The organism is Acinetobacter sp. 228 (assembly GCF_048147885.1).
In genome coordinates, this window is record NZ_JAYWYV010000004.1 from 24,967 (window position 1) to 40,738 (window position 15,772).

A 15,772-nucleotide genomic window follows, 5' to 3' on the forward strand; every position below is an offset into this window, starting at 1 on the left:
ATGTGGTATTTTGCTTGGATTCTGGGTGTACTGATGGCGTGTTTTGCCAGTGTAATTGCTGCCATTTACATGGAACAACATCAAGACCTGGATGAGGAATAAAACATGACCGAAGCTGCGCTTGAGAAAACCGTTGTAGACAAGAAACCAAACAAATTTGCGATGATGATTTCCTGCCTCCTGGCTTTTCCTCTCGCAGCCGTGTTATTGGTTCATCCTTCCGCAATGCTGGATGCCAATGGTGAATATAGCCATAGTGCCATGATGTATATTATGATTGGTATTTCTGGAGGCTTTGTCCATGGTGTGGGCTTTATGCCGCGCCACTGGTTCTGGAAATGGCTGTTTAGTCCATTTTTAGCCTGGCCTTTAATGATCTGGGGCTATTACACCTGGTTTCTCAGTTAAAGTATTAAATTAAAAAAGCCCTCAAATGAGGGCTTTTTTAATTTAATACGAGTTCTAGAATATTCTTTTTTTCTTCTGGCCCAACTGGATTTTTAAAACAACTTATCTTAAGTCTATAAGAAAGCCGGAAAAAGTCCAACTTTTAGAATAATTTATCGATGGGTATGAATCGACATCACAATGCCCATCCCGGCCAGCATGGAAATCACTGCCGTTCCACCATAACTCATCAGCGGCAATGGATCTCCAGTTACAGGTAAAATCCCGCTCACCATGCCTGAGTTTAAAAATACAAAGAAGAAGAAAGTCAGTCCCATGGCTCCAGCATATAAACGGCCAAAGTTATGAAAGCTGTTTAAACCAATCATCAAACAGCGAATAATAATGGCAGTGAATAAACTGAACAGCAGGAAAACACCAATAAAACCGAATTCTTCGGCATAGGTCGACATAATAAAGTCAGTATGATGTTCAGGGAGATAACCCAAATGCGATTGCGTACCTTCAGTATAGCCTTTACCTGTGGAACCGCCTGAACCAATGGCGATTTTGGACTGGATAATATTCCAGCCCGCGCCCAAGGCATCTGACTCCGGATCGAACAACGTGGTGATACGTTTTTTTTGATATTCCTGTAGTACGAACATCCATGCAGCCGGAGCTGCCACGGCTACTGCCGCCGCTGCACCACCAATCAGACGCCACGACATCCCACTTAAAAATAGAACAAAAATACCGGGAATCACCAAACCAATATTCAAATCAGGCTGAAGTGCCACTAAAACAAATGGTATCCCCAATAAAATCAAAGCCCCGACAATATGCAAAAATTTGGGAGGAAACGGCTTGCGTGCAAAATACCAGGCCATCATCAAAGGCATCGCAAATTTCATCACCTCACTCGGTTGCATACTTCCTACCCCTGGCAAGGTAATCCAGCGGGTTGCACCTAAACGTTTTTCACCAATCACAAAGACCAGAAGCAGCATGAATATTCCGAAGGCATACAGGTATGGACTAATCGCCTGATAGACTTTCGGTGGAATCTGCGCACAGATAAACAGCAGCACAAAGCCAATTCCGAAACTGATCGCCTGACGCACCACCATGCCAGAGTCTTCGGAGGTCGCGCTATACACCACCATTAAACCCAGGATTGCATTCAGAATCAGAAAGCACAATAACCACGGATCAAGGTGCAACTTGGTCCATCGAGATGAATCTTGCGGGTTAATACTACGTCCATCACGCAAAGAATGACGTAAAAACCGATACTGCTGTGAAGGTATCATTGGCCAGAAGGTGAAAAAAGAATGATGGCAAAATTATAAGTGAAAGCCATAGGGAATAGATCGCCATAGCCAGATTTATTCTGCTTTTATTTAAATTTTATTTGAATACATTTTTACGCCTGAGCTTGTAAAATCAGCCTGGCGAGTTCCAGATCATCCGGATAAGTAATTTTAATATTATCAGAACGCCCTTGAACTACACTCACCTGCTCACCAATATGCTCCAGTGCGCTGGCTTCATCGGTAATGGTTGCACCATTTTTCAACGCCTGTTGAATGGCGCGCTTCAAGACTCCCAGTTTCGCCATTTGTGGGGTTTGTGCTTGCCAGAGCATCGAGCGATCGACCGTTTCCTCAATATCAGAACCCGTCATGACCCGTTTCAGGGTATCTCGTACCGGAATCGCCAAAATTGCAGCCTGATCCTTGGTCATCGCCGCATTGACCAACTGCTGAAGACAATCCTGACTAACACACGGACGCGCCGCATCATGTACCAGCACCCAGTCATCTTCAGAAGTGATTTGAGATAAATAAGTCAATGCATTCAACACGGAATTCACCCGCTCGGCACCACCCTGACAAAAATGGGCCTTCTCCAGACTGGAAAACGGTAGCGTTTTTGCGACATTATCCTGTTCACCAATCGCCAGAACATAACCCGCCAAAGGCAGTTGATTTAGACGTGCCACCGTATGTTCAAGAACAGTCTGCTCTTGAATCATCTGGTATTGTTTCAGTTCTGTTTTAGAGAAACGGCTACCGGAACCTGCAGCTGGAAGAATGGCCCAAAGTTTAGGGTGTAGTTGGTACTTCAGCTGACTCATTGGTTCGCAGGTCTACTTTAGAATTAGGATTAAGATAGATCGGTTTATATTGGGTACTGATGGTACTCATTTGCACAAAAGTTTCATGAGGCTTAATCAGGCCAAGATCTAAACGTGCATGCTCTTCGATGGCTTCAATACCATTCTTCAAATCATAGACTTCTGCTGCGAGAACGCGATTACGTTCTTTTAGCTCTTCATTTAATTCTACTTGTTGCTGGATTTTCTGGGTCAGTTGCTGATGATCATGATAACCACCTTCACCAAACCAGTATAAATATTGAAACCCTGCGATCAGAACGATCGCAAGGCCCAACAGTACTTTACTCATCAAAGAGTCGAATACATTTAATAACATTGACATAAGTCGCTTAGTTCAAACCCTTGAACTCAGCTTTACCGCGATATGCAGCATGAGTCAATTCTTCAATGCGAAGTAATTGATTATATTTTGCTACACGGTCAGAACGGCAAAGTGAACCTGTCTTGATTTGACCCGCTGCTGTACCCACTGCAAGATCTGCAATCGTTGAATCTTCAGTTTCGCCTGAACGGTGAGAAATCACTGTTGAGTAACCATTTGCTTTCGCAAGATAGATTGCATCTAGAGTTTCAGTCAAGGTACCGATCTGGTTGTATTTGATCAGAATCGAGTTAGCGACTTTCTCATTGATACCACGTTGCAGGATTTTCGGATTCGTTACAAACAAATCATCACCCACCAACTGGATCTTGTCGCCAAGGATAGAAGTCAGGTAAGACCAACCTTCCCAGTCAGATTCGTCCAGACCATCTTCGATTGAAATGATTGGGTACTGGTTCACCAGACCTGCTAAATAGTCAGAGAACTGGTTGCTTGTGAATGCCTTGTTGCCTTCACCTGCAAGGATATACTGACCATCTTTGTAGAATTCTGAAGATGCACAGTCAAGTGCAAGCATGATGTCAGAACCAGCTTTATAGCCAGTTTTTTCAATTGCTTCCAGAATAACAGTAATTGCTTCTTCGTTTGAACGAAGGTTCGGCGCGAAACCACCCTCATCACCTACAGCAGTGTTCAAACCTTGTTTCTTTAAAACTGATTTCAAAGAATGGAAGATTTCAGCACCTGCACGTAACGCTTCAGAGAATGAAGTGAAGCCTACAGGCTCAATCATGAACTCTTGAATATCAACGTTGTTGTCTGCGTGTGAACCACCGTTCAGGATGTTCATCATTGGAACAGGCATGGTTAAAATGCTGTTGTTACGAAGATCTGCGATGTATTGGAAAAGTGGAACTTTCTTTTCTTCAGCAGCAGCACGCGCAGCAGCAAGAGAAACTGCCAAAGTTGCGTTTGCACCTAGTTTTTCTTTATTTTCAGTACCATCAAGCGCGATCATCGTATGATCGATGTCTTGTTGCTCGAATACTGACTTACCAATTAACGCTTCACGAATCAATGTGTTTACGTTGTTCACCGCAGTTTTAACGCCTTTACCCAAGTAACGCGCTTTATCGCCATCACGAAGTTCTAAAGCTTCACGAGAACCAGTTGAAGCACCAGATGGTGCACATGCACGGCCAACTACGCCAGATGCTAAGATAACGTCTGCTTCGATGGTTGGGTTACCACGAGAGTCCAAAATTTCACGTGCACGAATGTCAACGATTTGACTCATGAACAATTCCTCAGTTGATTGAATAACAGGATGCTTAAAACTGCATCAATGGGTATCTAATTTTTCAAATCCTTTCACTAAAGTATCCAGCTCTTTGAGTTGAGCGAGGAATGGCTCTAGTTGAGATAAACGCAAGGCACAAGGACCATCACATTTTGCCACATCCGGATTTGGATGGGCTTCCAGGAACAAACCTGCAAGACCTGTTGCCATACCGGCACGTGCCAGTGTAGCAATCTGGGCACGACGACCGCCGGCAGAGTCAGCACGACCGCCTGGCGTCTGTAAGGCATGGGTGACATCAAAGAATACTGGCACATTCATTTCTTTCATGACGTCGAAGCCCAACATGTCTACAACCAGATTGTTATAGCCAAATGATGAACCGCGTTCACAAAGAATCAGCTTGTCATTTCCCGCTTCCAGACACTTATGCAGAATATGGCGCATTTCGTGCGGAGCCAGGAACTGGGCTTTTTTGATGTTGATGATGGCATCCGTTTTTGCCATCGCTTCAACCAGGTCAGTCTGACGACTTAAGAATGCAGGAAGCTGGATAATGTCAGCAACTTCCGCCACAGGAGCCGCCTGATACGGCTCATGTACATCGGTAATGATCGGCACATTAAAGTGTTTTTTAATGTCTGCTAACCACTCGAGACCTTTTTCCAGGCCAGGCCCACGGAATGAGTTCAGGCTTGAACGGTTGGCTTTATCAAAACTTGCTTTAAAGACATATGGAATATCTAGACGTTTGCAGATATCAACATAAGTCTCTGCAATTTCAAAAGCCAGGTCTTTAGACTCGAGTACGTTCATGCCGCCGAATAGTACAAATGGCAAGTGGTTTGCCATTTGTATATCGCCTAAACGTACAATTTCTTGTGGTTTTAATTGTGACATTTAAACTTCCTAGTTGTGTCTTAAACTCGCATTATTTGGTTTTTTGGTACTGCTTTTTTGCAGCATCAATGAAACTGGCAAATAATGGATGTCCATCACGTGGCGAGCTGGTAAATTCCGGGTGGAATTGTACTGCAATAAACCAAGGATGTGCAGGAATTTCAACAGTTTCTACCAGATGTTGTACCGGAGAATAACCAGAAATCTTCATGCCTTTTTCTTCCAGCACAGGAATATAACGGTTATTCATCTCGTAACGGTGACGGTGACGCTCGATGATTTCTTCAGAACCATAAACTTCTGCAGTTTTAGTTCCTGCAACCAGTTCAGATTTTTGCGCACCTAAACGCATCGTGCCACCCAGATCCGAGTCAGCAGAACGTTGCTGAACTTCACCGCGCTCATCTAGCCATTCAGTAATCAGACCAATCAATGGAGATTTGGTTGAACGGTTAAATTCAGTCGAAGTCGCATCTGCAATACCCGCAACATTACGTGCGTATTCGATTACAGCCAACTGCATACCCAAGCAAATACCAAGGAATGGCACACCGTTCTCACGTGCGAATTGAATCGCCTTCATTTTACCTTCAGTACCGCGCTCACCGAAACCACCTGGAACCAGAATCGCATCAGCATCTTTCAATACTTCTGCTACATCTTGGCTTTCAAGCTCTTCAGCGTTTACGTAGTCAATCTGAACTTTCACACGGTTTTGAATACCCGCATGTAGAAGTGCCTCATTTACCGACTTATAGGCATCTGGAAGTTCAACATATTTACCAACCATTGCCACACGAACCGTGTATTCAGGGTTTAGTAAGGCTTCTACCACGTTATCCCAATCTGTTAAATCAGCTTCAGGAAGATCGTTAAAGCCAAAACGTTCACAGATTAAATCATCAACATTTTGTTCGTAGAATGTACGTGGAATCTGGTAGATCGAACGTGCATCTTTACATACCACAACGGCACGTGCTTCAACGTTGGTAAATAATGCAATCTTACGCGTTGTATCGGCATCTACATCATACTCTGTACGACAGATGAGAATGTCTGGCTGAATACCAATCGACAGGAGTTCTTTAACAGAGTGCTGTGTTGGTTTGGTTTTTAATTCTGCTGCAGACTTAATGTATGGGAGTAACGTTAAGTGCATTAACATGGTACGTTTATGACCAAGTTCAACCATCAACTGACGTACAGATTCCATGAATGGGAGAGATTCAATGTCACCTACAGTACCGCCGATCTCCACGATCGCAACGTCATAACCTTCGCCTGCACGAAGTACACGCTCTTTGATATTGTCAGTAATGTGTGGAATAACTTGCACAGTGCCGCCTAGATAGTCACCACGGCGTTCTTTGTTCAGAACATCCTGGTAAACACGGCCTGATGTGAAGTTATTCAGTTTGGTCATTTTCGCACGACGCAAGAAACGTTCGTAGTAACCCAAGTCTAAGTCTGTTTCAGCACCATCTTCTGTAACAAAAACTTCACCATGCTGGAATGGGCTCATTGTCCCTGGATCGACATTAATGTATGGATCCATTTTTACCATGGTCACTTTTAAACCACGAGCTTCTAAAAGTGCAGCAACAGAAGCAGCTGAAATACCTTTACCTAGTGATGAAACTACACCACCAGTAACGAAAATAAAATGGGTCATTGGGTTTCTCGTACAATCGAGCCTAAATCGGCCTGCAATGTTGCGCAATTTTACTTTACCTTGTACCTAGAAAGCAAAGTCAATCCGCATCAATTCAAAGAACAATAAACAATTGACTATTCTAACAGCAATTCCCCTAAAAAATTACAGTAAGTTCATATGATTTCTATCTTGCATTTTGCTGCTATAATGGTGTATCCCCTCCACACTTTTATGTTTGATGCAATGATGATGAAGAAACTTTTAATCTCCACCCTAATCCTGACTGGCCTGACATTAACTGCGTGTGTAAAAAAAGAAGCACCAAAAGAAGAAGAACAAGTAGAAGTTGCTCCAGCATCAGAAATCTCAACTCCAGAACCGGTACAATTTGAACCGCTTGAGCCGGTAGTAGAAGAAGAAGTCATTGAAGAAGCGGTGCCAACGGTTGAAATTCAACATGAGCAAACTGAAAACACAACGACTGAAATCCGCCGTGAAATCAAAAAGCCGGAAACGAGCGAGCCAACACCAGTGAAGGAAACCAGTGAAGAGCCTGTTTCAAAACCTGCTTCACCTGCACCTGCACCTAAAACCAATTCTGACCCAGAAAACAAGTCTGAAGATGATGCAGTTGCTGATGCGATTGCCGCAGCAATGCCAGCACTTAACTAATTACAAGATCATTCATCAAAAAAACCCAGCATCTGCTGGGTTTTTTATTAAGACTTTTTAGGCAGATGCCTGTACTTGCGTACGAGATAAATGAATCAGGTAATCTGCCATCAGACGAGTGGCCCATGATTCGGTTTTTATCAAGCCTTGATAAAAACCGCAATGACTGCCTCTTTTAGTGGTAATCACGACAATATTCGGCATGGCTCTGATTTTATCCTTATGAGGCTCCAGATTCCGGATATTACAAACCGGATCATCCTCGGAATTCAAAATCATCAATGGAATTTTGACATTTTCAAAGACGTAGATAGGATTGGTGGCTTGCGTATAACTCACATAATCTTTAAATCCGGCCAGCTCAAAATAGAGTCGTTCAAACTCGGATAGATCTTTAACTTCCAGTAATCTTTTCCAGCTCGGACAGACTTGCCAGGTTTCCTGATAAGGCTGGATAAAACGCTTAATCAGTTTTTTGGTCATGACCTTACTATAAAATGGATGGACATAATCGAATCCCGTTTCCATGTCATAGCCTGGACACAAGGCAAATGCGGCTTTTAATGGTGTCTGTTCGCCTTCTTCGCCGAGATAACGGACAAGCAAACCTGTACCGGCAGATGAGCCAACCCCATAAAGATCGGATTGAGGAAATTTATCCTGGATATAAAGCAACTGTTCCCGCAAGTCCTGGGTCGAACCAAAAAGATTCATTTTAGGGACAGGCATTGGCAGGTGGGCATGGCCACGGCGTAAGCATAAAGCCACGCGCCAACCGGTATATTTATGCAGATCCCGTACCAGTTCCCGCATTGACTCAGGAGAACCGGTTATCGTATGCAATAAAACAATGGTAGGTGTATTTGCAGGAAGATCCAGACCATACCATGCAATACCGGTAATACCGCCATCTGACATTTTTAGCTGCTCAAGCAAATCATATCTCAGCTTGATGGTCCGTTTTTTTATCAGATCCAGATACAGAATATGTGCATGTGCATTGGCTAGCCACGGCGTAGGACGGTATTTCTGTTTAAGTTGTGGTAAATATTCAATTAATCCTGAAAAAATACCATTCGGATTGTAATAGAGGGTCGGCTGATCTGCTCCACTGAAGCGGTCCAGATATTCACTGGAAAGCTGACCCATTTTTTTAAGCAACATTTTCATCTGTCATCCCCTCTAGCGTTACTAGCTGTGATTTACAAATTTCATGCCGACTTGATATCAATAATTCGAATTAAGTTTTAGCTTGGAATGACTGCATCCGTTGGCCCATATGTAAGGCTAAAGCTTCTAGTCCGGATTTAGGTCTAAGCATGACTTCAAAGTCAGTGATCTGACCTTCATCATCAAAATGAATCATGTCAACTCCTTTCAGTTTCTTATCGCCCACTTGAGCAGAAAACTCAAGTACGACATTGTTACCATCTTCACTGAAGAATTCACGGTGATAAGTGAAATTTTCAAAGACCTGAATTACATTGGATAGGATAAAGAATACCACCTGTTTTCCAGAATAAGGCTGAAAAGCCACTGGCGAACGAAATACCACATTTTCAGCAAGCAGCTCATTCAAGATCGACAGATCACCCTTTTCCAGCATCTCATGCCAGCGCGCAATGGACTTTCTTGTAGTTTCGATGGTCATTTTGGAGTCCTTTTTTTTGATCTTTTTTAATAAACGCTTAAATGCTTTTTTAATAGACAGGATTCCCCCCTTTATTAAAGGTGAGAAGTACTGCTTCGCAAGGGGGATTTTTTATTCTAAATCATCTCCCTAACCCTCTCCTTTATTAAAGGAGAGGGAGGAAAGCAGGTTTTAATATTTTCAGATAACCGCAGCCAATTCAGCACCCTGACGGATTGCGCGCTTGGCATCCAGCTCACCTGCCTCTTTCGCACCACCAATCAGATGAACACTTTTACCTGCCGCTTTCAGTTCATCAAACATAGCAGTATGAGATTCCTGACCGGCGCAAATGATAATTTGATCGACCTCCAGCAATGCAGGTTTGTCATTTACGACAATATGTAAACCTTGATCATCAATTTTTTCATAACTTGCCCCTGCAATCATTTTTACATGACGGTGTTTCAAGCCTGTACGATGAATCCAGCCGGTGGTTTTACCCAGACTGGAACCCACAGAAGCTGGTTTACGTTGCAACAAATAAATTTCACGCTGCGGTTGTTCTACATGGGCAGGTTTAAGTCCACCGACATTTTCATAGTCGGTATCGATACCCCATTCATCATAGAATTTTTCCGGATTGACGCTACCACTTTCGGCACCATGGCTGAGAAGCTCGGCTGTATCAAAACCAATACCGCCTGCACCAATAATCGCGACACGCTGACCAACTGGTTTACGCTCTCTCAGTACGTCAAGATAAGACAGCACCTTAGGATGATCAATACCTGGGATATTAAGCTGGCGCGGTGTTACCCCTGTTGCCACCACAATATCGTCGAATTCTGCAGAAACTAGCTGCTCAAAAGTCGCCTTACGATTCAGCAATAACTTGATACGTGGTTGCAATTCAATCTGACGCTTAAAATAACGTAAAGTTTCATAAAATTCTTCCTTGCCTGGAATGGTTTTAGCGATATTGAACTGCCCACCGATCTGCGCAGCGGCTTCGAATATAGTGACATGATGACCACGATTCGCTGCATAGATAGCAAAACTTAAACCGGCCGGCCCTGCACCAATCACGGCAATATTTTTTGCTACATTGGTTTCTTTAAAAATTAGCTCGGTTTCATAACAGGCCCGCGGATTGACCAGACAGGTGGCAATTTTCATCGAGAAAATATGATCCAGACAGGCCTGGTTACAGCCGATACAGGTATTGATTTCATCGCTACGGCCCTGTTCAGCTTTTAATACAAACTCTGAGTCGGCCAGCATTGGACGAGCCATGGAGATCATATCCGCATCACCCGAAGCCAATACATACTCAGCCATTTCCGGTGTATTAATCCGGTTAGAGGTGATGAGCGGGACGCTTACCTGCCCTTTCAGCTTGCGTGTTACCCAGGTAAAGGCTGCCCGTGGTACTTTGGTGGCGATGGTCGGAATACGCGCTTCATGCCAGCCGATGCCGGTGTTGATAATGGTAGCACCCGCTTTTTCAATTGCCTTGGCCAGCTGAATCACTTCTTCTAATGTTGAACCGCCTTCTACCAGATCCAGCATTGAAAGACGGTAAATGATAATAAAGTTCTCACCTACCATTTCACGGGTACGGCGCACGATTTCAATCGGGAAGCGAATCCGGTTTTCATAGCTGCCGCCCCATTCATCATCACGGTGGTTAGTACGTGCTGCGATAAATTCATTGATCAGGTAGCCTTCCGAACCCATGATTTCCACACCGTCATAACCAGCATACTGAGCCAGCTTGGCACAATTTGCGAAATCATCAATGGTCTGTTGCACTTCTGCAGAAGTCAAAGCATGCGGTTTAACCGGATTAATCGGTGCCTGAATCGGTGACGGCGCGACATTTTCTGCCTGATAGGAATATCGTCCGGTATGCAGGATCTGCATGGCAATTTTACCGCCAGCTTCATGCACTGCCTGCGTAATCACCTTATGCTTTTCAGCTTCTTCAACTGTATCAAGCTTGGATCCACCCTGAAAAGTCACTCCATGATCGTTCGGAGAAATTCCGCCGGTGACAATTAATGCTACTCCACCTTTGGCACGCTCTGCATAAAAAGCAGCCATCCGATCATAACCACCCGGTGCTTCTTCCAAGCCCACATGCATAGAGCCCATTAGGACACGGTTTTTAAGCGTAGTAAAACCCAGATCCAGTGGGGCAAGTAAATTCGGATATTTAGACATTTCAACTCCCTAGCGTGCAAACGTGCTGGCTATTTTTATTCAGGCTGACTGATTACTTCTATCAGATATCAGCCTTATGCAACTTGTTGCACTAATTTATAGTGCAGAATTGATTTTTATGCAACATGTTGCATAATAATCCAGAGTCATTTTTTTGAGACGTTTATGTCTTTATCGCATGTTCTACTCACCAGCCTGATCGAAAAGCCCAGTACCGGCATTGAACTGGCACGTCGTTTTGACCGTTCCATGGGTTTTTTCTGGAATGCTACCCATCAGCAGATCTATCGTGAACTAAATGCCATGCTGCAAAAAGGCTGGATTTCGACGATAGAAGAGGAAGATTCAAATAGCCGTAAAAAAACCTATCAGGTAGAACGCCTCGGTCGGGAAGAACTGGCCAACTGGATGCTAGAACACAGTTCACCAGCACAACTGCGCGAAGAACTGATGGTGCGTCTGCGTGCCGAAGCCCAGCTTGGCGGGAACAGTACTCTGCCTGAACTGGAACGCCATCTGGAACTGCATAAAGAAAAGCTCATGACCTATCAGCAAATTTTTGCCAAAGACTTTGCCCAAGCTGACGAAAATGACCGCACCCTGTATATTCATAAAATGATCCTCCAATTAGGTATTGATCAGGAACTGGGCTGGATTGCCTGGCTGGAACAGGTTATTCCCCGGCTCAAACAGTTTGATGAAAAATAACCTTTAATACGGAGATACACATGCCTTTTTATCGCATGCCAGATGGTGAACAGCTGTTTGTTCGTGAATACGGTCAAGGACAACCGGTACTGGTCCTCTCCGGTCTTGGCATGCTGAGCTGGCAATGGAAAGCTTTTCTCTATCCGCATCAGAAAAATTTCCGTTTTATTATTCCGGAATGGCGCGGCTTTGGGGCTTCCAGTCGCTGTAAAATTCCGCCAGATCTGGATGCGATTTCCAGTCACTGGCTGGATATTCAATCAGTGGTCCAGCAGCTCAATTTAGATAAATTCATTGTGATTGCTTACTCTATGGGCGCGACGACAACCATGCATGGGCTGCACTATGGTAACTTTGCCAAACATATAACAGCTTATTTGCATATTGATCAAACCCCTAAAATACCAGTCGATGATGCCTGGGCTTTTGGCCTTTTTGGTCCACGCCATCAGGAATTTATCGACATCCTGCAGCAGCTCTCTGCCCTACTTGCGCAATACCAGCAAGTTGAATTGATCCGCAACCTTGACGTTTCTGTGCGTAAACACATTGCCACCCTATGGTTAAAGTTTATTCAGCTACAAAATGAACAAAAATATAGTCTGAAAGCTTTCGAATTCATTTTGAATCAACCACGACTGCAAAGTCTGTTATTACCTTCCAGCCGGGTGGACTATATGGCATGGTATATTAATAATTATTTGTACCATCGCGAGGACTACCGCGAAGCTCTGGCTCAACTTAGCTGCCCGGTGACTTTCTTTAGCGGTGTACAATCCAAGCTTTATCCGATTGAGGGACAGCATCTGATTGCCCAAAGCCTGCCTCAGGCCAAACAAGTACTTTTCAGCAAGTCGGGCCATACCCCTTTACTGACTGAGCCCTTAAAATTTGCAAAGGAACTTGGCGTATTTTTAAAGGAAAATACTCAGTTTAGCCCTGTAGTCGCCTAAAAACTCAGGAGACAGAATAATGAAAAAAATGGTGATCTTTTCAGGTGCAGGCATGAGTGCCGAAAGTGGTATCAACACTTTTCGCGACAGTAATGGCCTTTGGGAACAGTATCGTATAGAAGATGTGGCCACACCTAAGGCTTGGGCCAAAAATCCGGAACTGGTGCAACGCTTTTATAACGCACGTCGTAAAAATATTCTGGAAGCACAGCCAAATGCAGCCCACCAGCTGATCGCCAATCTTGAAGATAACTTTGATGTGCATATAATTACTCAGAATATTGATGATTTACATGAACGTGCCGGCAGCTCCAAAGTCATTCATCTGCATGGCAATATCCGCTTGACCAAAACTTCAGGACCAAATTGCCAGTACACCACCGAATTTTACCCCATTGAAGGTACTGAGCTAGATTTAAACAAGCACTTCTGTAAGGCGGGATATCCACTGCGCCCGCATGTGGTCTGGTTTGGCGAGGCTGTGCCTGCTTATACCAATGCGCAAGCCTGTATACAAGATGCCGATATTTTAGTCGTCATTGGCACCAGTTTACAGGTTTATCCGGTGGCGGGTTTAATCCATGAAATTCCGCCTGAATGCGCTGCCTACTATATTGATCCCAAAGCAGATCAACAGTACTTACCAGCCCAGTTTCATAAGATTTCCCAGACTGCGACAGAAGGCATGAAAACATTGCTTAGCCTATTTGATCCTAAAGTTTAAATGTCTTTCAGTAATTGCATTCTATAGTTGACACGGCGCAACAATCTCTTTTTAATCAGCCTATTGTTGCAGAAATGGAATTAAACGATGCTGACGGATCTGGATGATTTTTACTGTTTTGCTCAAGTGGTTGAACATGGCGGCTTTAGTGCAGCCGAAAGAGCCACTGATATTCCCAAATCCAAGCTCAGCCGCCGCGTCTATAATCTTGAAGAACGACTTGGAGTACGCCTGATCCAGCGCAGTTCACGGCATTTTGCTGTGACTGATATCGGCATGAATATTTACCGGCATGCACAGGTGATGCTTAATGCTGCGCAAGCCGCCCATGATCTGGTCGATCATCTCAGCACTGAACCGCGTGGAACCATTAAAGTCAGCCTTCCGGTATCGATCGCCCAGAACGAAATGGCAAAAATTCTGCCAAATTTCCTGAAAAAATATCCCGAAATTAAAGTCCAGATGATGATCACCAATCGCCGGGTCGATATTATCAATGAAGGTTTTGATCTGGCTTTACGCGTGCGCTCTAGCCTGGATGACGATCCAAATCTAGTGATTCGACAGTTTGAAAAAATTGAACAGCATTTATTTGCCAGTCAGGGTTATCTGAATGAATTTGGTGACCTGAAAAACCCAGAACAACTGTCTGAACATAAAATCCTGAGTATGGCAGAAGACCATCCCGAACAGTTTCTGACCCTACAAAACGGACAGCAAGAGCAGAAAAAAATCCGTGTCAATCCAACCGTTATGGGTTCTGACCTGAATATGCTGGCACAACTGGCCGCCTCAGGCTCAGGAGTGACCTTATTACCAGATAACGTGGTCGAACACTATATTTCAAGTGGTGAACTGGTTCGGGTACTTCCCGACTGGAAAGCGCCGCATGGTATTTTTCATGCAGTATATCCTTCACGTCGCGGCTTATTGCCCGCTGTCCGGGTCTTCATTGATTATCTGGTTGCCGAATTAAATCACGATAACTTAAATACTTAACTATAGTTAAGTAATATATTTTGAATAAAATAGAACGCCCAGACAAAAAAATAGCTCATTCTTGGGGAAAAATGAGCCAGAGAAACTTTCACTACAGCCTAGTGATCAAAAACAAGGGAATCTATGTATCTGACTCTTACTTTAAACAGATACATGATCTTAAACCACTGTTTTTTGTAGTGTTTTGTATGTTCTCGTCAGCAAGAACAATGGATTTGTAATTGCTGTAAGTAAGTGAATCCTAATAAAATCATCTAATTGATATTTTAAATTTCAGGATACTCGCCCGTGCCTTCAGGCCAAGGCGACAAGACTTCAAAACCGGTTTCAGTCACATAGACCATATGTTCCCATTGTGCAGACCATGACTTATCTGTAGTAACCACAGTCCAGCCATCTTTCAGTTCTTTTACCCGCGCTTTGCCCATGTTCACCATTGGCTCAATGGTAAAGACCATGCCCGGAACCAGTTTAATGCCCTGACCGGGCTGACCATAATGCAGAATATTTGGCTGTTCATGATAGACTTTTCCAATACCATGACCGCAGTATTCACGCACAATGGAATAACCTTCACGATGAGCAACGGTTTGAATGGCATGACCAATATCGCCCAAGGTTGCGCCCGGCTTTACAGCATGGATTCCCGCCACCATGGCTTCATAGGTGGTATTGACCAGTCGCTTGGCTTCTGGAGATGGCGTTCCGACATAGTACATCCGGCTGGTATCACCAAAATAACCATCCTTAATAATCGCGACATCAATATTGATAATATCGCCATCTTGTAAAACGATTTTCGATGATGGAATACCGTGACAGACCACTTCATTCGGTGAAATACAGGTGGTTTTGGTATAGCCATAATAACCAATATTGGCTGGCGTCACTTTCAAGGTGTTTACAATAAAATCATGGCAGAGATCATCCAGATATTCAGTCGTGACCCCAGGCTTGACATGCTCCCCGATCATTGCTAAAACTTCTGCAGCCAGACGACCGGATATCCGCAGTTTTTCAATATCTTGCTCAGTTTTAAGACCAATCGCTGGAGCGCGCATATACCTATCCTCACTATGAATCCGTGAATTATAATCCCTTTTTTACGCAATATG

The 15,772-nt window shown here is 43.9% G+C and carries 17 protein-coding genes; 7 read left to right on the forward strand and 10 right to left on the reverse strand.

What is annotated here, in order from left to right:
- Together cydX and VXQ92_RS04070 are read left to right on the forward strand one after the other, a co-directional pair.
- Complete coding sequence (gene cydX, locus VXQ92_RS04065; protein WP_004278713.1) at positions 1 to 102, forward strand: cytochrome bd-I oxidase subunit CydX; 102 nt, start codon at positions 1 to 3, stop codon at positions 100 to 102.
- A 3-nt stretch (positions 103 to 105) separates the two neighbouring features.
- The gene (locus VXQ92_RS04070; protein ID WP_004278714.1) at positions 106 to 408 is read left to right on the forward strand and encodes a cyd operon YbgE family protein; all 303 of its coding nucleotides are present in this window, start codon (positions 106 to 108) and stop codon (positions 406 to 408) included.
- 152 nt (positions 409 to 560) lie between these two features.
- Here VXQ92_RS04070 and rodA read toward each other — a convergent pair whose 3' ends face one another.
- From rodA to VXQ92_RS04100, 6 genes are all read right to left on the reverse strand, one after another.
- Positions 561 to 1,700: a rod shape-determining protein RodA gene (rodA, locus tag VXQ92_RS04075; protein WP_064095303.1), complete on the reverse strand. Its 1,140-nt coding sequence runs from the start codon at positions 1,698 to 1,700 to the stop codon at positions 561 to 563.
- Positions 1,701 to 1,813: 113 nt separating this feature from the next.
- Positions 1,814 to 2,527 carry a 2-C-methyl-D-erythritol 4-phosphate cytidylyltransferase gene (ispD, locus tag VXQ92_RS04080; protein WP_416680520.1) on the reverse strand — a complete coding sequence of 238 codons (714 nt, stop codon included), beginning with the start codon at positions 2,525 to 2,527 and terminating at the stop codon, positions 1,814 to 1,816.
- Positions 2,496 to 2,891: a cell division protein FtsB gene (gene ftsB, locus VXQ92_RS04085; RefSeq protein WP_081406324.1), complete on the reverse strand. Its 396-nt coding sequence runs from the start codon at positions 2,889 to 2,891 to the stop codon at positions 2,496 to 2,498. Before ftsB ends, ispD begins: the two co-directional genes overlap by 32 nt.
- A 7-nt stretch (positions 2,892 to 2,898) precedes the next feature.
- The gene (gene eno / locus VXQ92_RS04090; RefSeq protein WP_416680521.1) at positions 2,899 to 4,188 is read right to left on the reverse strand and encodes a phosphopyruvate hydratase; all 1,290 of its coding nucleotides are present in this window, start codon (positions 4,186 to 4,188) and stop codon (positions 2,899 to 2,901) included.
- Positions 4,189 to 4,233: 45 nt separating this feature from the next.
- A complete protein-coding gene (gene kdsA, locus VXQ92_RS04095; protein WP_416680522.1) occupies positions 4,234 to 5,091 on the reverse strand; it encodes a 3-deoxy-8-phosphooctulonate synthase in 858 nt (285 codons plus the stop codon).
- Positions 5,092 to 5,122: 31 nt separating this feature from the next.
- Complete coding sequence (locus VXQ92_RS04100) at positions 5,123 to 6,763, reverse strand: CTP synthase (RefSeq protein WP_416680523.1); 1,641 nt, start codon at positions 6,761 to 6,763, stop codon at positions 5,123 to 5,125.
- A 225-nt stretch (positions 6,764 to 6,988) separates the two neighbouring features.
- Here VXQ92_RS04100 and VXQ92_RS04105 point away from each other — a divergent pair, with 225 nt between their 5' ends.
- The gene (locus tag VXQ92_RS04105; RefSeq protein ID WP_416680524.1) at positions 6,989 to 7,417 is read left to right on the forward strand and encodes a hypothetical protein; all 429 of its coding nucleotides are present in this window, start codon (positions 6,989 to 6,991) and stop codon (positions 7,415 to 7,417) included.
- 57 nt (positions 7,418 to 7,474) lie between these two features.
- Here VXQ92_RS04105 and VXQ92_RS04110 read toward each other — a convergent pair whose 3' ends face one another.
- The 3 genes from VXQ92_RS04110 to VXQ92_RS04120 all read right to left on the reverse strand — a co-directional run bounded on the left by VXQ92_RS04110 (position 7,475) and on the right by VXQ92_RS04120 (position 11,273).
- Positions 7,475 to 8,587: a YheT family hydrolase gene (locus tag VXQ92_RS04110; RefSeq protein ID WP_416680526.1), complete on the reverse strand. Its 1,113-nt coding sequence runs from the start codon at positions 8,585 to 8,587 to the stop codon at positions 7,475 to 7,477.
- Positions 8,588 to 8,657: 70 nt separating this feature from the next.
- Positions 8,658 to 9,068, reverse strand: a complete 411-nt coding sequence (locus tag VXQ92_RS04115) for a nuclear transport factor 2 family protein (protein WP_416680527.1) — start codon at positions 9,066 to 9,068, stop codon at positions 8,658 to 8,660.
- Positions 9,069 to 9,248: 180 nt separating this feature from the next.
- Positions 9,249 to 11,273, reverse strand: a complete 2,025-nt coding sequence (locus VXQ92_RS04120) for an FAD-dependent oxidoreductase (RefSeq protein WP_416680530.1) — start codon at positions 11,271 to 11,273, stop codon at positions 9,249 to 9,251.
- A gap of 165 nt (positions 11,274 to 11,438) precedes the next feature.
- Here VXQ92_RS04120 and VXQ92_RS04125 point away from each other — a divergent pair, with 165 nt between their 5' ends.
- The 4 genes from VXQ92_RS04125 to VXQ92_RS04140 all read left to right on the forward strand — a co-directional run bounded on the left by VXQ92_RS04125 (position 11,439) and on the right by VXQ92_RS04140 (position 14,657).
- Entirely contained in the window at positions 11,439 to 11,981 is a 543-nt protein-coding gene (locus VXQ92_RS04125) for a PadR family transcriptional regulator (RefSeq protein ID WP_064102666.1), read from the forward strand.
- 20 nt (positions 11,982 to 12,001) lie between these two features.
- Positions 12,002 to 12,934 carry an alpha/beta fold hydrolase gene (locus tag VXQ92_RS04130; RefSeq protein WP_144725217.1) on the forward strand — a complete coding sequence of 311 codons (933 nt, stop codon included), beginning with the start codon at positions 12,002 to 12,004 and terminating at the stop codon, positions 12,932 to 12,934.
- Between the two features lie 19 nt (positions 12,935 to 12,953).
- Positions 12,954 to 13,658 (forward strand): SIR2 family NAD-dependent protein deacylase, encoded by a 705-nt coding sequence (locus VXQ92_RS04135; protein WP_416680532.1) that lies wholly within the window; start codon positions 12,954 to 12,956, stop codon positions 13,656 to 13,658.
- Between the two features lie 87 nt (positions 13,659 to 13,745).
- Positions 13,746 to 14,657 (forward strand): LysR substrate-binding domain-containing protein, encoded by a 912-nt coding sequence (locus tag VXQ92_RS04140; protein WP_064095290.1) that lies wholly within the window; start codon positions 13,746 to 13,748, stop codon positions 14,655 to 14,657.
- A 266-nt stretch (positions 14,658 to 14,923) separates the two neighbouring features.
- Here VXQ92_RS04140 and map read toward each other — a convergent pair whose 3' ends face one another.
- The gene (gene map, locus VXQ92_RS04145; protein WP_064095289.1) at positions 14,924 to 15,718 is read right to left on the reverse strand and encodes a type I methionyl aminopeptidase; all 795 of its coding nucleotides are present in this window, start codon (positions 15,716 to 15,718) and stop codon (positions 14,924 to 14,926) included.
- Between the last annotated feature and the right edge of the window lie 54 nt (positions 15,719 to 15,772).

What these genes read in the sequence shown, in the direction of transcription:
- cydX (WP_004278713.1), top strand. Translation starts at nt 1, where the DNA reads ATGTGGTATTTTGCTTGGATTCTGGGTGTACTGATGGCGTGTTTTGCC.
- VXQ92_RS04070 (WP_004278714.1), top strand. Translation starts at nt 106, where the DNA reads ATGACCGAAGCTGCGCTTGAGAAAACCGTTGTAGACAAGAAACCAAAC.
- rodA (WP_064095303.1), bottom strand. Translation starts at nt 1,700, where the DNA reads ATGATACCTTCACAGCAGTATCGGTTTTTACGTCATTCTTTGCGTGAT.
- ispD (WP_416680520.1), bottom strand. Translation starts at nt 2,527, where the DNA reads ATGAGTCAGCTGAAGTACCAACTACACCCTAAACTTTGGGCCATTCTT.
- ftsB (WP_081406324.1), bottom strand. Translation starts at nt 2,891, where the DNA reads ATGTCAATGTTATTAAATGTATTCGACTCTTTGATGAGTAAAGTACTG.
- eno (WP_416680521.1), bottom strand. Translation starts at nt 4,188, where the DNA reads ATGAGTCAAATCGTTGACATTCGTGCACGTGAAATTTTGGACTCTCGT.
- kdsA (WP_416680522.1), bottom strand. Translation starts at nt 5,091, where the DNA reads ATGTCACAATTAAAACCACAAGAAATTGTACGTTTAGGCGATATACAA.
- VXQ92_RS04100 (WP_416680523.1), bottom strand. Translation starts at nt 6,763, where the DNA reads ATGACCCATTTTATTTTCGTTACTGGTGGTGTAGTTTCATCACTAGGT.
- VXQ92_RS04105 (WP_416680524.1), top strand. Translation starts at nt 6,989, where the DNA reads ATGATGATGAAGAAACTTTTAATCTCCACCCTAATCCTGACTGGCCTG.
- VXQ92_RS04110 (WP_416680526.1), bottom strand. Translation starts at nt 8,587, where the DNA reads ATGAAAATGTTGCTTAAAAAAATGGGTCAGCTTTCCAGTGAATATCTG.
- VXQ92_RS04115 (WP_416680527.1), bottom strand. Translation starts at nt 9,068, where the DNA reads ATGACCATCGAAACTACAAGAAAGTCCATTGCGCGCTGGCATGAGATG.
- VXQ92_RS04120 (WP_416680530.1), bottom strand. Translation starts at nt 11,273, where the DNA reads ATGTCTAAATATCCGAATTTACTTGCCCCACTGGATCTGGGTTTTACT.
- VXQ92_RS04125 (WP_064102666.1), top strand. Translation starts at nt 11,439, where the DNA reads ATGTCTTTATCGCATGTTCTACTCACCAGCCTGATCGAAAAGCCCAGT.
- VXQ92_RS04130 (WP_144725217.1), top strand. Translation starts at nt 12,002, where the DNA reads ATGCCTTTTTATCGCATGCCAGATGGTGAACAGCTGTTTGTTCGTGAA.
- VXQ92_RS04135 (WP_416680532.1), top strand. Translation starts at nt 12,954, where the DNA reads ATGAAAAAAATGGTGATCTTTTCAGGTGCAGGCATGAGTGCCGAAAGT.
- VXQ92_RS04140 (WP_064095290.1), top strand. Translation starts at nt 13,746, where the DNA reads ATGCTGACGGATCTGGATGATTTTTACTGTTTTGCTCAAGTGGTTGAA.
- map (WP_064095289.1), bottom strand. Translation starts at nt 15,718, where the DNA reads ATGCGCGCTCCAGCGATTGGTCTTAAAACTGAGCAAGATATTGAAAAA.